Origin of the sequence: Lentzea albidocapillata subsp. violacea, assembly GCF_900100275.1 — a bacterium.
In the GTDB taxonomy this organism is placed as follows: Bacteria; Actinomycetota; Actinomycetes; order Mycobacteriales; family Pseudonocardiaceae; genus Lentzea; species Lentzea violacea.
The window spans coordinates 78,964-92,276 of sequence record NZ_FNET01000013.1; the positions used below are offsets into that span (position 1 = coordinate 78,964).

9 protein-coding genes are annotated in these 13,313 nt (G+C 69.2%); 6 read left to right on the top strand and 3 right to left on the bottom strand.

Features of this window, described 5'->3' with window-relative positions; genetic code table 11:
* The first annotated feature begins 2 nt into the window (after window positions 1-2).
* Window positions 3-662, top strand: a complete 660-nt coding sequence (locus tag BLR21_RS26775) for a sigma-70 family RNA polymerase sigma factor (RefSeq protein ID WP_420843915.1) — start codon at window positions 3-5, stop codon at window positions 660-662.
* On the opposite strand, the gene BLR21_RS26780 is transcribed toward BLR21_RS26775, so the two are convergent.
* A complete protein-coding gene (locus BLR21_RS26780) occupies window positions 643-1,953 on the bottom strand; it encodes a type I glutamate--ammonia ligase (RefSeq protein WP_090009650.1) in 1,311 nt (436 codons plus the stop codon). The two genes, BLR21_RS26775 and BLR21_RS26780, sit on opposite strands and share 20 nt — an antisense overlap.
* Window positions 1,954-1,965: 12 nt before the next feature.
* On the opposite strand from BLR21_RS26780, the gene BLR21_RS26785 reads away from it, so the two are divergent.
* The 4 genes from BLR21_RS26785 to BLR21_RS26800 all read left to right on the top strand — a co-directional run bounded on the left by BLR21_RS26785 (window position 1,966) and on the right by BLR21_RS26800 (window position 6,807).
* Window positions 1,966-3,063 carry an amidohydrolase family protein gene (locus BLR21_RS26785; RefSeq protein ID WP_090009654.1) on the top strand — a complete coding sequence of 366 codons (1,098 nt, stop codon included), beginning with the start codon at window positions 1,966-1,968 and terminating at the stop codon, window positions 3,061-3,063.
* 35 nt (window positions 3,064-3,098) lie between these two features.
* Entirely contained in the window at window positions 3,099-4,373 is a 1,275-nt protein-coding gene (locus tag BLR21_RS26790) for a DNA polymerase IV (RefSeq protein ID WP_090009988.1), read from the top strand.
* A gap of 85 nt (window positions 4,374-4,458) precedes the next feature.
* Window positions 4,459-5,121: a hypothetical protein gene (locus tag BLR21_RS26795; protein ID WP_090009658.1), complete on the top strand. Its 663-nt coding sequence runs from the start codon at window positions 4,459-4,461 to the stop codon at window positions 5,119-5,121.
* A gap of 735 nt (window positions 5,122-5,856) precedes the next feature.
* Window positions 5,857-6,807, top strand: a complete 951-nt coding sequence (locus BLR21_RS26800) for a DMT family transporter (protein ID WP_090009991.1) — start codon at window positions 5,857-5,859, stop codon at window positions 6,805-6,807.
* Between the two features lie 285 nt (window positions 6,808-7,092).
* Here BLR21_RS26800 and BLR21_RS26805 read toward each other — a convergent pair whose 3' ends face one another.
* Together BLR21_RS26805 and BLR21_RS26810 are read right to left on the bottom strand one after the other, a co-directional pair.
* Entirely contained in the window at window positions 7,093-8,187 is a 1,095-nt protein-coding gene (locus tag BLR21_RS26805; RefSeq protein WP_256334953.1) for a DUF4034 domain-containing protein, read from the bottom strand.
* Between the two features lie 18 nt (window positions 8,188-8,205).
* A complete protein-coding gene (locus BLR21_RS26810; protein ID WP_090009661.1) occupies window positions 8,206-9,711 on the bottom strand; it encodes a M48 family metalloprotease in 1,506 nt (501 codons plus the stop codon).
* A gap of 267 nt (window positions 9,712-9,978) precedes the next feature.
* Here BLR21_RS26810 and BLR21_RS26815 point away from each other — a divergent pair, with 267 nt between their 5' ends.
* A complete protein-coding gene (locus BLR21_RS26815) occupies window positions 9,979-13,137 on the top strand; it encodes a S8 family serine peptidase (protein WP_090009664.1) in 3,159 nt (1,052 codons plus the stop codon).
* Window positions 13,138-13,313: the final 176 nt, after the last annotated feature.

Genomic DNA, 13,313 nt, shown 5'->3' on the forward strand with positions numbered 1-13,313 from the left:
CCGTGGGCGGGCCGGTCTCCGCATCCAGGGGGACCCTCGACGCGTTGGTCGAGCGGACCACCGGTGGCGCTCAGGAGCCGGTCGACCCGCCGGCGCCCTCCTACTACTCGAGCCGCCCGCAGAACGCGGACGAGCACGTCGCGCGCGCTGTCGCCGGTGATCGCGCCGCCATCGAACGGCTGCTCGGCACCATCCGGCCGTTGATCGTGCGGTACTGCCGTGCGCGCGTTGGATCGTTCGCGTCGGCCGACGACGTGGCGCAGGAGGTGTGCCTGGCCGTGCTGACCTCGTTGCCGTCGTATCGCGACCAGGGGCGTCCGTTCCTGGCGTTCGTCTACGGGATCGCGGCGCACAAGGTGGCGGACTCGTTCCGCAGCTTCTCGCGCAACCGCGCCGAAGCCGTGCCCGAACTGCCGGAGTCGATGGACACCGCGGCCGGGCCTGAGCAGCGCGCGATGCAAGGAGAGCTCTCGGACCAGATGGCGACGCTTCTGCGCGTGTTGCCCGAGAAGCAGCGCGAGATAGTCGTGCTGCGCGTGATGGTGGGGTTGTCGGCGGAGGAGACGGCCGAGGCGGTCGGGTCGACGCCCGGTGCGGTCCGGGTCGCTCAGCACCGGGCGCTGTCGCGGTTGCGCAAGGAGCTCAATACCGCCAGCGAGTGATGTTGGCGATCCCCTGCGGACTCGAGTCCTTGTACCGCTCCATCTCACCGCGCCGCACGTCGGCGATCGTGCCCGCGAGCTCCTGGCCGAACGCCTCGGTGAGCACGGTGTCCTTCTCGAACTCGTCGACGGCTTCCTTGAGCGACGTGGGCAGGCGCTGGACGTCGCCGAGCAGCGCCGGGTCGACGTTGAGGCCTTCGGGCAGCACGGCCTGCGTGGCGATGCCGTCCAGACCGGCCGCGACCACGCCGGCGACGAGGAGGTACGGGTTCGCGGTCAGGTCGAAGCACTTGATTTCGAGGTTGTCCCGGATCAGGCGTAGCGCCGTTTCGCGGTTCTCCTCGCCCCACGCCACGAACGGTGCGGCCCACGTGTTCGGCACGAGCCTGAGATAGCTCGCGAGAGAGGGCGCGCCGATCGCGCACAACGCGCGGAGGTGGTTGAGGACGCCCGCGCTGAACTGCCTCGCCTCGTCCTGGAAGCCGTCGAAGAGGTTCGTGCCGTCGCGCCAGAGGCTCAGGTGCAGGTGGCCGCCGTTACCCACGCCGCCGTTGACGACCTTGGGGGAGAACGACGGGCGCATGCCGTGCCGGATCGTGACGGCGCGGATGGTCTCCTTGACGAGCACGGCCGTGTCCGCGGCGGCCACCAGGTCCTCCGGCGCGGTGGAGACCTCGAACTGGCCGGCGGCGTACTCGGGGTGGAACTGGAGGACCTCGACGTCCTGCCGGTCCAGGGCGTTGAGGAGGTCGACGCAGTAGTCGGACACCTCGACCTGGCGGGCGTGGCCGTACGCGGAGCCGCTCGTCGCGGGCACCCAGTCGTCGGTGCCGGTCCTGCCCAGGCACCACTCGATCTCGAAACCCGCCTGGGCGGTGAGGCCCGCGTCGGCGAGCTTCCGGACGGCCTTGCGGGCCTGCAGGCGCTGGTCCATCGGGTAGGGGACGCCGCTCTGGAAGTGGCGGTCGGCGGGGGCCCAGGCCCAGCCCGGCTGGCCCGCGAGCACGGTGAGGCGCTCGAGGTCGGGGTGCAGGCGCAGGTCGCCGACCGGGCCGCCGGCGAACCGGCCCTGGATGATCCAGTCGTCGAACAGGAAGACGTCGAACACCGGTGACGCGCCCACGCCGTGCGCCGCCGCGTGGGCCAGTCTGCGCAGGGGGACGGACTTGGTGCGGGTGATGCCGCTGTTGTCGACCCAGGTGAGCGCCACGACGCTCACGTCCCGCGCGTTGAGCCCGTCGAAGAGTTCCGTTGCCCGCTCGAACCGCTGGTCCCGTTCCGCAGAGTCCACGATCCTAAGGTTATGGGCATCTTGCCGTTCGTCGCCGAACTAGGGCTGATAGATCACCACTGCCACGGTGTGTTGCGCACCGACAGCGCTCGTCCGGAGTTCGAGTCGTTGTTGCTGGAGGCCGATGCGGTCTCCCCGCTGGGTGGGTCGTTCTTCGACTCCGCCGTGGGGTTCGCGGTGCGGCGCTGGTGCGCGCCGTTGCTGGACCTGCCACGGCACGCGTCCGCCGACGAGTACCTCGAACGGCGGAACTCGCTGCACATCGCCGAGGTGTCGCGCACGTTCCTGATGGCGTCCGGGATCCACACGTTCCTGGTGGACGGCGGGTTCCAGCCTGATCGGCTGCTGTCGGCCGCCGAACTGGCCGGGCTGGGCGGGGGTGTCGCGCACGAGATCGTGCGGCTGGAGGTGCTGGCGGAGACGTTGAGGCCTTCGGTCTCGCCCCCGGAGTTCGTCGACCTCGTCCGGTCGCGGCTCGCCTCGTCGTCGGCGGTGGGGGCGAAGTCCGTTGCGGCGTACCGGATCGGGCTGGGGCTTCCTGGCGTGCGGCCTGCTGACGCGGAGGTGGAGCGTGCGGTGGCGGCGTGGTCGTCCGGGCGGCTGGAGGACCCGGTGGTGATCACCTGGCTCGCTTGGGAGGCGTTGGACGCCGGGCTGCCGTTGCAGTTCCACGTGGGGTACGGCGACTCGGACCTCGATCTGCACCAGTGCGATCCGTCGTTGCTGACGCCGTTCCTGCGGGCGACCGCTGCCCTTGGTGTGCCGGTGTTGCTGCTGCACAACTACCCGTTCCACCGGCAGGCCGGGTACCTCGCGCAGGTGTTCCCGCACGTGTTCTGCGATCTCGGGCTGGCCACGCACGGGCTGGGACACCAGGCGTCGCGGGTGTTCGCCGAGGCGCTGGAGATCGTGCCGTACGGGAAGTTCCTGTTCTCCTCCGATGCCTTCGCTCTGCCCGAGTTGTACTACCTCGGAGCGTTGCTGTTCCGGCGCGCGTTGTCGGACTTCCTGGCTGATGGGTTGCGGAGTGACGCGTTCGTGGAGGACGACGCGCATCGCATCGCACGGCTCATCGCGTCGGAGAACGCCTCGCGCGTGTACAAACTGTAGGATTTGCGTCGAACTGACGTTCGAAAGGGGTGTTCATGGGTCGCAGTGCGAACCTGCCACGCGGCCTGGTGGACCGGTTCCGTGCGCGTGATGGCGTCTGGCCTGACGACACGGGCTGCCGCATGCTGCACGTCGACATGGACGCCTTCTACGCGTCGGTGGAGATCCGCGAACGCCCTGAGCTTGAATCCGTGCCCGTCGTTGTCGGCGGCGTCGGTGGGCGGGGCGTCGTGAGTTCCGCGAACTACCTCGCGCGTGAGTACGGCGTGCGTTCCGCGATGCCCACCGCGCATGCCCGCCGGTTGGCGCCTCACGCCGTGTACCTGCCGCCGCAGTTCGATCTCTACCAGGAGGTCTCGCGCGGGGTCATGGCGATCTTCCGCGACATCACCCCGCTGGTGGAGCCACTGTCGCTGGACGAGGCCTTTCTCGACGTCGGTGGCGCGCTCCGCCGGCTGGGCCTGACGCCCGGCGGCATCGGGGAGTTGATCAGGGCCCGCGTGCTGGCGGACCAGGGCGTGTCCTGTTCGGTCGGGGTGTCGTCGACGAAGTTCCTCGCGAAGCTCGCCTCGGGCATGTGCAAGCCCGACGGCATGATGGTCGTTCCTGCTGCTGCTTCTCTCGAGTTCCTGCACCCGCTGCCGGTCTCCGCTTTGTGGGGCGTGGGCGCGAAAACCGCTGCGAGGCTAGAGGGACTGGGCCTGGAGACCGTCGCCGACGTGGCCGCCATGCCTCTGCCGCGCCTGCGCCGCAAGATCGGCGTGGCCCTGGCGGAGCACCTGTACACGCTGGCCTCCGGGGTGGACGACCGCGCGGTGGTGCCGGTGTCGCGGGAGAAGTCGATCGGCGCCGAGGAGACCTTCGAGGTCGACGTCGCCGACCGCGCACTGCTGCGCCGCGAGCTGCTACGCCTCTCGGAGCGCTCGGCGGGTTCGTTGCGCGCCAAGGGTCTGCACGGCCGGACGGTGTCGATCAAAGTCCGCTTCTCCGACTTCACCACGATCACCCGCTCCCGCACCCTGCCGGTGTCGACCGACGTGACCCAGGAGATCTTCCGCGTGGCCGCCGAGCTCCTCGACACCCAGGTCCCGCCCGGCGACGTCCGTCTGATCGGCGTCCGAATAGAGGGTCTTGACAACGCCGACTCCGCCCAACAATTGATCTTCGACGCCCCGGAACGAGGCTGGCGCGAAGCCGAACAAGCCGCCGACCAGGCCCGTTCCCGCTTCGGCTCGCTGGCCGTCCGGCCGGCCTCACTACTCCGCGACAGTCCAGAAAGGACAGCGGACTTCGAACCGAAGCCCGAGTGATCGCGACTTGTCCACAGCCCCAAACTTGTCCACAGATCCCGCGTCCCCCGGAATTCCCCGCCATCCCCGCCCCCACCATTGACCCATGCGCCACCCCATCGACCTGGAAGCCCTGGGCACCCTCTTCGTCCACCGAGTGGCCCCAGTGGCAGCCCTGATCCACATAGGACTGTCGTCGTCCCTGATCGACCAGCGCTGCCGTCCGGGCGGCCCCTGGCAGCGCCTCTTCCCGAGCATCTTCCTGCTGTCCAGAGCAGGCCCGTCCCGGGAACAACTGGTGCAGGCCGCCCTCCTCTACGCGGGAGAAGGCGCGATGCTCACCGCGTTCGACGCCCTCTACCTGCACGGCATGAGATCCGTCCTGCCGACAGCGGACGCCATCCACGTCCTGGCCCCACGCAACTCCGGCGCCTGGGGCCACGGCACCCTGCGCCTGGAACGAACGGACCGCCTACCCAAACCAGCCCTGCGCCGAGGCTTCCACGTGGCCCCCTTGGAACGCGCGGCGGTAGACGCGATCCGCCGAACCCGCTCGATCCCGGACACCAAGGCCATCCTCGACGAGGTGACGCACTACGTGGGCATCCAAGCCCTCAGAGCCGAGCTGGCCATGGCCCCGCGCAAGGGCACCACCCTGGCCCGCAAGCTCCTGGGCGACTCCCCAGCCCGCCAACTGGAACTGGCCGTGATGGACCACCACCGCCCCCCGTCCGTCCCACAAGCCCGAACCCCACAACCAGTCGGCTGACCCGCCCGGCCCACAAGGCATCCGGCCACGGCCAAGCACTACCTCGCACACCCCGCAAGGCAAGTCGCCCCCGGCAGCCTGCGGCCCGCCGGCTCGCTGTCCGAGGCGACAGCCGCGCCGACGCCGTCACGCGAGCAGCGGCGCCGAGCCCGACCCTGCGCCGTTGTCGCACGCCGATCCGGCAGCCCGCCCACCAACGTTGGTGGGCAGTCGGCCCGCCGATCCAGCCCACCGGCCCAGCCTGCCGAGCCCGCCTGCCGAGCCCACTGGCCGCGCCTACCGGCCGCGCCTACCGACGAACGCGCTGCCGGGCCGCACCCCGCTCACCCCGAGCTTGACCCTGCGCTGTTGTCGCAGGCCGATCCGGCAGCCCGCCCACCAACGTTGTCGGGCAGCCGGGCCACCGGCCGAGCCCACCGACCAGAGCCCTGCCGGGCCGCACCCCGCTCACCCCGAGCTTCACCCCCGCGCTGTTGTCGCACACCGATACGGCGGCCCGGCTGCCCACCAACGTTGTTGGGCAACCGGCCCGCCGGCCCAGCCCGCCGACCCAACGCCCAGCCGGGCCGCACCCCGCTCACCCTGAGTTGCTGGCTTGAACCAGGAGGTCTACGTCCTTAGTGGATACTTGCCGTGACGTCGGTCGCGTGGCCAACCACATAAGACCGCGGTTCGCGCAGGCTGAGGTCGGATATCCGCCAGCGGGTCGCCGTGATTGACACGAGACTGAGGGCTATGCGCGGGAAAGTGATGTTGCAGTTCGTGCTGCTGGCCTTGGCTTGGGGTGCGAGCTTCTTGTTCATCAAGGTGGCTCTTGACGGGTTGTCACCGGCGCAGGTAGTGCTGGGCCGCCTCGTTGCCGGCGCGGCCGCGCTGGTGGTGATCGCTGCCGTCACACGGCAGTCGCTGCCGCGTGATCCTGTTGTGTGGTTGCATCTGGCGGTCGTCGCGATCCTGTTGTGTGTTGTGCCGTTCCTGTTGTTCGCGTGGGCGGGACAGCATGTGGATTCGGGGCTGGCCAGCATCTACAACGCGACGACGCCGCTGATGACGATGATCGTTGCGTTGGCGGTGCTGCCCGATGAGCGACTGACCCGCACCAGTCTGGTCGGATTGGCGGTGGGTTTCGCGGGTGTGGTGGTCGTACTGGCACCCTGGCGAGGAGCGACGGGCAGTTCGATCGCGGCACAAACAGCGTGTTTGCTGGCGACTTTCTGCTACGGAGTGGCCTTCGTGTACGTGCGCCGGTTTGTCTCCCCGCTGAGGCTCCCCGCAGTGGCGGTGACGACCGTCCAGGTAGGCATAGGCGCGTTGATCATGCTGCTTGCAGCGCCGTTCATCGCGACTGCACCGGCGCATCTGTCCTGGCCGGTTGTGCTCAGCGTGACGGCGCTGGGAGTTGTCGGAACCGGTTTGGCATACGTGTGGAATACCAACGTCGTAGCCGATTGGGGCGCCACCAAGGCGTCGACCGTCACGTACCTGACTCCGATCGTGGGTGTGTCTTTGGGCGTCGCGGTACTAGGCGAGCGGTTGTCGTGGAGCGAGCCGGTCGGCGCGCTGATTGTTCTGGTGGGCATGGCGCTGCTGCAGAACCGAGCGAAGACGTCCGTTTCTGCGTCTGGCATCGCCCAGGTTCACGTCAGCCAGCCGACCGTGCCGCCCAGCCGGTCCGGATCCGGCTGACACGACCTCCAGGTGGTGTTGTAACCACCACGCTAGAAGCACACCTGCACCGCGCGTGACCACCGGCAGAGCGACCTTCACCCGCGCCCCGGCATCGCGATCCGGATCGCGAACTAGCCGATTCACCCAACCTGACCTGCGTATCTCAATCAAACCCATTGGTGGACAACAAGTTTCGACTACCAAGACAGCCACTGAGTGAAAGCCTGCCAACCCCGCCTGGCGCGGCACCCGAACCCCACCCGGTGCAGCGCCGAATCCCGGCCGCCGCAGCGAAAGGAGCCACTACCGAACCCTGACCCCCTTGCCCTTGGCCGCGGCCTTGACCGCGATCCCCCGCAGGCTCAAGAACTTCAGCCGAGGCTCCCCGAAGTAGTCCCAAGGCCCGGCATCCGCCAACGCCCCCAAAGCCCGGAACTGCCCCACAGCCTCTTCGAACCGCTGCAGCTCAAGCAAGGCGTAGATCGCATACCCACGGTCGTTCCGAAGCGCATGGGTGTCGGCACCCTCATCCACCAGCCGAGCCAGCAGCGCGTCCAGGGCACCGGCAACCGCGGGCGACTTCCACACGTCAGGGGAGGTGCCCTCAGCCTCGTAAGCAGCTTGCAGCGGCAGAGACAAAAGCTTGGGCGCCTTGGCGGCAGCTTCGACCGCGAACGCCAGGGCCAGCTCATCCGACCCGTGCCACTTGCGGCACCAGTACTGCAGGGCCTGCGTGTGTCCGTTGTGGTGCAGGGGATCGCGCGACATCAGTTCCGCCCAGATCGCGCGGAACTCGTCGTGCTCCACCTGCAGGCCGCGGGCGAGCGTCAGCATCGTGTTCCACGGCGTCGGGTCGTCGGGCAGCACGGCGGCGGCGATACCGGCTGCCTCGCGGGCCTCGAACAGGACGCGGTGGAAGCCCTCGAACTGTTCGCGGGTCGTCTGGGACGAGGTGGCGCTGCCTCGGATGTCCCAGGCGAGGGCGACCAGCGACATCGCGTGCACGACGATCCAGTGCGGGTCGCCTGGGCGGGCGGTCTGCCAGGCGTCCATCCAGGTGTCGTCTTTGGCGGCGAGGTCGGCCAGGGCCCAGACGACGCGCTGGCGGCGGTCCCAGTCGCCGTGGGTCGACGCGACGAGGTCGGCGGCGTTCTCCCAGTTGCCGGCTCGGACGTCGTCCTTCACGGCGGCGAGGGCCAGGTCTTCGATCGGCGAGGTGGTGGTCACCTCTGCGTCGGGGACGAGGCCGTAGCGCTCCGGGTGGGTTTTCGGCAGGACGTACGAAGCCACCACGTCGGCAGGGAGTTCGTCGATCTCCACACCCAGCCGCTTCGCTTCGCGCATCAGGCGGATGACGGTGATGAGTTCCTTGGGCTTGAACAGAAGTGAGAGCACCACGGGGTTTCTCCTGAACGCTCAGTGCGCGGGGCGGTAGTCGGGGGCCACACCGGCGGTGGCGAGCGCGGCGCGCAGGCCCTCGGTGCTGCCGTGGTCGGCGACCGCGGCGTCCAGGTGTTCGGCCATGTCGAATTCGTGAGAGGAGGTGACGAACGTGGTTCGTCCCAGCCAGTCCAGTTCCCAGCGGGCGAGGCCGGCGTCGGAGAACGCCAGTGCCACCAACGCGGACAGTTCGGGCAGCACCTCGCCGCGGGCCATCTCGCGGCGGGCTCGGGCACCGGCGTCCCTGTTGCCGGGCACGTGAGTGCCGAGGCCGGCGAGGTGTCCCGCGTCCAGCGCGTCGAGCACGGTGGTCAGTGACGGCGGTTGGTCCATCGCCGCCGCGGACGCCTCCAGCAGCCGTTCGGTGCCGCGCACGACGCGGGCGCGGGCGCCGATGTGGCCGAGCGTGGCCCAGTCGACGCGTTCCTTCGAGGCGGCGTCGGACACGAGCGTGTTGAGCACGGCGGCGTCGAGCAGCGGCATCGGGTCGGTGAGCAGTTCCAGTGCGGGGCGGTCGCCCCAGCCCGACTCGGGTTCCAGTGCCATGGCCTCGATCGCGGCGATGCGGTCCCGCAGTGGCGGGTGGGAGTCGTACGGGCCGCGGTCCGGGTCGTGCGGCTGCTGGCGGATCTCCTCCAGTTCCTCGTGGAGTTCGGGGGAGGTGCGCAGGCGGGCGAAGCCGTCGAAGAAGGTCGTGGGGAGGTAGCCGAGTTCCCACGCGACGGTGAGGTGGCGGTCGGTGAAGAGGTTCCACGCGGCGTCGATCACCGGCAGTTCGCGCCAGGCGGACGCGGCGGCGGACGAGCCGGCCAGCGTGGCGGCGACGCGGTCGGCGGCGAACTCCTGCCGGCGGCTGATCGCCCGGGAGACACGGAGGTACAGCTTGGCGTAGCCGCGGAACAGCTTGGCGATCATGCGCTGGAACCACCGCTCGGCGTTCATGTGGGAACCGGCGCGCAGCATGGCCTCACGGCCGGAGACCACGACACCGGCGAGGCGCGTGTCCTTGTTGGCGTAGTGCCCGAGTTCGTGGGCGAGCACGGCGATGAGTTGCTTCTCGGTCAAGGAGGTGAGCAGAGGTGCACCGATGAACATCCTGCGTTGGAGGACGCGCAGCCCCAGGAAGCGGGTGTCCTCGGCGACTGCGGCGTTCACCGCGGCGACGATCCGGATCTCGTCCGGCGGGCGGGTGCCGACGTCGGCGGCCAGGCGGCGGACGAGGTCCCAGAGCGCGGGCTGCTGCTCGGGCGTGACGAGGGTGCCCGGCACCTCGTCCCGCGTGCGGCGTTCCAGCGAGATCAGGCCCTTGACCAGCGCGTACACCACCGGCACGACGAACAGCGCCAGCTTCACGCCGACGAACGGGCGCTCGATCAGGGCGTACGTCTCCAGCGCGAGCAGGCCACCGATCAACCCGAAGGCGAGGACGTAGAAACCGACGAGCATCGACACCGAAATGGCAGCACGCAACGAAACACGCATGAGTAGAGCGACCTTCCCCCAAAGCCCCCAGCGCCGCCCCCAGATGACGGCAGGACGAAGTGTGCACGAGAACCCGGTCCCGACTCAATCCCGAAAGGCGGCCGGTCGATGCGGCCACGGCGTGTCAACCAGCCGATCGGCCAGTGCAAGTACCTCTGCGGGATGACATCCGCCTGTGCAGCTCCGGCCTTCAGACGGAGGTGAGGTGACGCTCGGTGTCCCTACGGTCACTGAGACAACACCTCATCGAGCACTGGAGGTAAACCAGTGAGAGCAGGACAGCGAGGTGCCCGCAGGGGGATCACCGCTCTCGCGCTGTCGGCAGGTCTCGTCACCACGGGAACGATCACGGTGACGGCGGCTGTGGCGCATGCGGAGGAACAGGCATCGGCGGGGCAGGGGGACCGCAGCGTCACGCTGATCACCGGTGACCGGGTGGAACTGGCCGGCAACCGCGTCGTGCGGGTCGTGCCGGGGCCGGGACGGGGCAGGCTGCCGGTGCGCACCTTCACGCGGGACGGACATCAGCACGTGGTGCCCGCGGATGCGATCGCGTTGGTGGACAACGGAAAGCTAGACCCGCGGTTGTTCGACGTGACGTCGTTGGCCGAGTTCGGCTACGACGACGCACGGCGCAGCAACGTTCCTGTGATCGTGCGGCCGACGGCGGGCGCACGATCGGGCATCACGGCGTTGGCGGTGAAGGGGTCGGTCGACGACCTGGTGACCGGCACGGTCGAGAAGTCGGGCAGCGCCTGGGAGTCGCTGCGCGGTGGTGCGGTGGAGAAGGTGTGGCTCGACGGCATCCGGCAGGTGTCGCTCGACCGCAGCACCAAGCAGATCGGCGCGCCGCAGGCGTGGCAGGCAGGTGTGACGGGCAAGGGCGTGAAGGTCGCGGTGCTCGACACGGGCGTCGACGAGAAGCACCCGGATCTGCAGGGCAGGCAGATCGCCGAGAAGAACTTCACCGACTCGCCGGACAACACCGACGAGGTCGGGCACGGCACGCACGTCGCGTCGACCGTCGCCGGCAAGGGCGAGCAGTACCGCGGTGTCGCGCCGGACGCCGAGATCCTCGACGGCAAGGTCTGCCAGCCGGGCGGCTGCAGCGAGTCGGCGATCCTCGGTGGCATGCAGTGGGCGGCCGAACAGGGCGCGAGCGTCATCAACATGAGCCTGGGCGGCGGTGACACCCCGGAGATCGACCCGATCGAGCAGGCCGTCAACCGGATCTCCCAGGAGACCGGGGCGCTGTTCGTGATCGCGGCGGGCAACTCCGGGCGGCCGGAGACGATCGGCTCGCCCGGTAGCGCGGAGTCCGCGCTGACCGTCGGCGCGGTCGACCGCAACGACGGCATCGCGCCGTTCTCCAGCCGTGGCCCGGCCGCGGACGGAGCGGTGAAGCCGGACGTGACCGCGCCCGGCGTCGGCATCATGGCGGCCGAGGCCGGCACGCAGGGCCACGTCGCGATGGATGGCACGTCGATGGCGACGCCGCACGTCGCGGGAGTTGTCGCGTTGCTCAAGCAGCAGCACCCGGACTGGACCGGCACACGACTCAAGGCGACCATCATGGCGTCGGCCAAGGCGAACCCGGCCCTGACGGCGTTCGACCAGGGCGCGGGCCGGGCCGACGTGCCGAAAATGCTGGCGCAGCAGGTGATCGCGGACCCCGCGAACATCAACTTCGGTTTGCAGCAGTGGCCGCACGACGACGACCAGAAGATCGTCCGCGAGGTCACCTACCGCAACCCCGGCAAGGAACCCGTCACGCTCGACCTGAGCGCGGACGTCAAGGGACCCGACGGCAAGCCCTCGCCCGCCGGTCTGTTCACCGTGTCTCCGGCGAGGATCACCGTCCCCGCCGGCGGCGAGGCGAAGGCCACGATCACCGCTGACACCAGGGTGAACGCGACGGACGGCGCCTACAGCGGTGCGATCGTCGCGTCGAACGGCCTGCGCACACTCGTCAGCGTCAACCGTGAGGTCGAAAGCTACGACACCGCCGTCTCGGTGCTCGGCGCCGACGGCAACCCGGCCGAGTCGCACAGCACGTTCTTCGTCAACACGAAGACCGGCAGGTCATATCCGGGACTGGCCAAGAACGCCCGCCTGCCCAAGGGCGAGTACCTCGTGGACAGCGGTGTCATCACCCCGGACTTCAAGGTCGCGTTCCAGGTGCAGCCGAAGTTCCAGGTGACTGGCAAGGGGTCGATCACGATCGACGCGCGCAACGCCAAACCGGTCGCGCTCAAGACCCCGGACGCCGCGGCCAAGAGCATGATCGGCACGGTCGGCTACTCCGTCCCGATCGCGGGAACGACGCTCGGGCACGGCTGGGCGTTCTTCGGCGGCTTGGCGGGCCAGGTGTCGACGGCGCAGATCGGGCCGGACACGCCAGGCCTCTCCACGACGATCGCCGAGCAGTTCCAAGGCACGGCACGCGACGAGAAGACCCCGGTCAGCTACCGCCTGATGTACACCGAGAAGGGCATGCCGACCGGGTACGAGCGCACCGCCAGGGCGAACGAACTCGCCGAGATGACGACGAGCTTCCGCAACGCCGGCAAGGGCCGTCAGCACGGCATCGCCGTGATGCCGAACCCGGTGGACGGCAGCGGCGGCTTCGGCTGGTTCACGCCGGTGCCGGAAGGCGGTCGCGCGATCGACCACGTCTCGACCGTCACCGGCAAGTGGAGCTGGGTCTACGACCGCGTCGGCCCGGACAACAACAACGAGTACACGACCCAGACGCCCACGCGATCCTTCAAGGGCGGCAAGAAGTACTCGCAGACGTTCGGCGCCGCGATCTTCGGCCCGTCCGTGCCGTCGGCACCTGGTTTCGGCCTGGCCAGGCTGGAAGACCAGATCGCCGTCAGGGTGCCACTCTTCACCGACAGCAACGGCGGCGAGGGCAGGATCAACGGCGGAACGGCCAGGACCGCGTTGTTCCACAACGGCACCAAGCTCGGCGAGTCGGACCGTCCCGCCGCGGTCTTCGACGTCCCGGCCGGCGAAGGCACCTACAGGGCCGAGATGGAACACAGCCGCGCCGCGGAGCTGTCGAAGAAGGTGAGCGGCGCCTGGACCTTCAAGGCCAAGCACACCAACGACATCACGCACCTTCCGCTCACGGTCGTCCGCTTCCTGCCGAAGCTCGACGACAAGGACACCGCGCATGGCCGCGTGCAACTGGTCCCGCTGAAGGTCGAGCAGGCCCAGAACACACCGAAGATCAAGCGCATCACCGTCGAGGTGTCCTACGACGACGGCGCGACCTGGAAGCGGGCGCACGTCGCCGGCGACAAGGTGGTCCTGCACCACCCGAAGGGCGCGAAGTCCGCTTCGCTGCGCGCCAAGACGACGGACGCTGCGGGCAACACCGGCGAGGTCACGATCATCAGCGCCTACCAGATCGCAAGCTGACCGGCCGGGCCTGACGGTCAGAACTGACGGTCAGGCCCCGGCCGTCAGGTCCGGCTGGCACGGGCGCGAGGCTGCCTTGCCGGCACGGACGGCCGGGCAGCACGGCCGGGCAGCACGGTCAGACTTGACAGCCAAGCTGCCCGCTCCGATCCGACGGTCGGAATGGATGGCCAGGC

Excerpts from the sequence above, each read along its gene's own strand:
- BLR21_RS26810 (WP_090009661.1), bottom strand. The coding sequence starts at position 9,711 with ATGCGTGTTTCGTTGCGTGCTGCCATTTCGGTGTCGATGCTCGTCGGT.
- BLR21_RS26785 (WP_090009654.1), top strand. The coding sequence starts at position 1,966 with ATGGGCATCTTGCCGTTCGTCGCCGAACTAGGGCTGATAGATCACCAC.
- BLR21_RS26795 (WP_090009658.1), top strand. The coding sequence starts at position 4,459 with ATGCGCCACCCCATCGACCTGGAAGCCCTGGGCACCCTCTTCGTCCAC.
- BLR21_RS26790 (WP_090009988.1), top strand. The coding sequence starts at position 3,099 with ATGGGTCGCAGTGCGAACCTGCCACGCGGCCTGGTGGACCGGTTCCGT.
- BLR21_RS26800 (WP_090009991.1), top strand. The coding sequence starts at position 5,857 with ATGCGCGGGAAAGTGATGTTGCAGTTCGTGCTGCTGGCCTTGGCTTGG.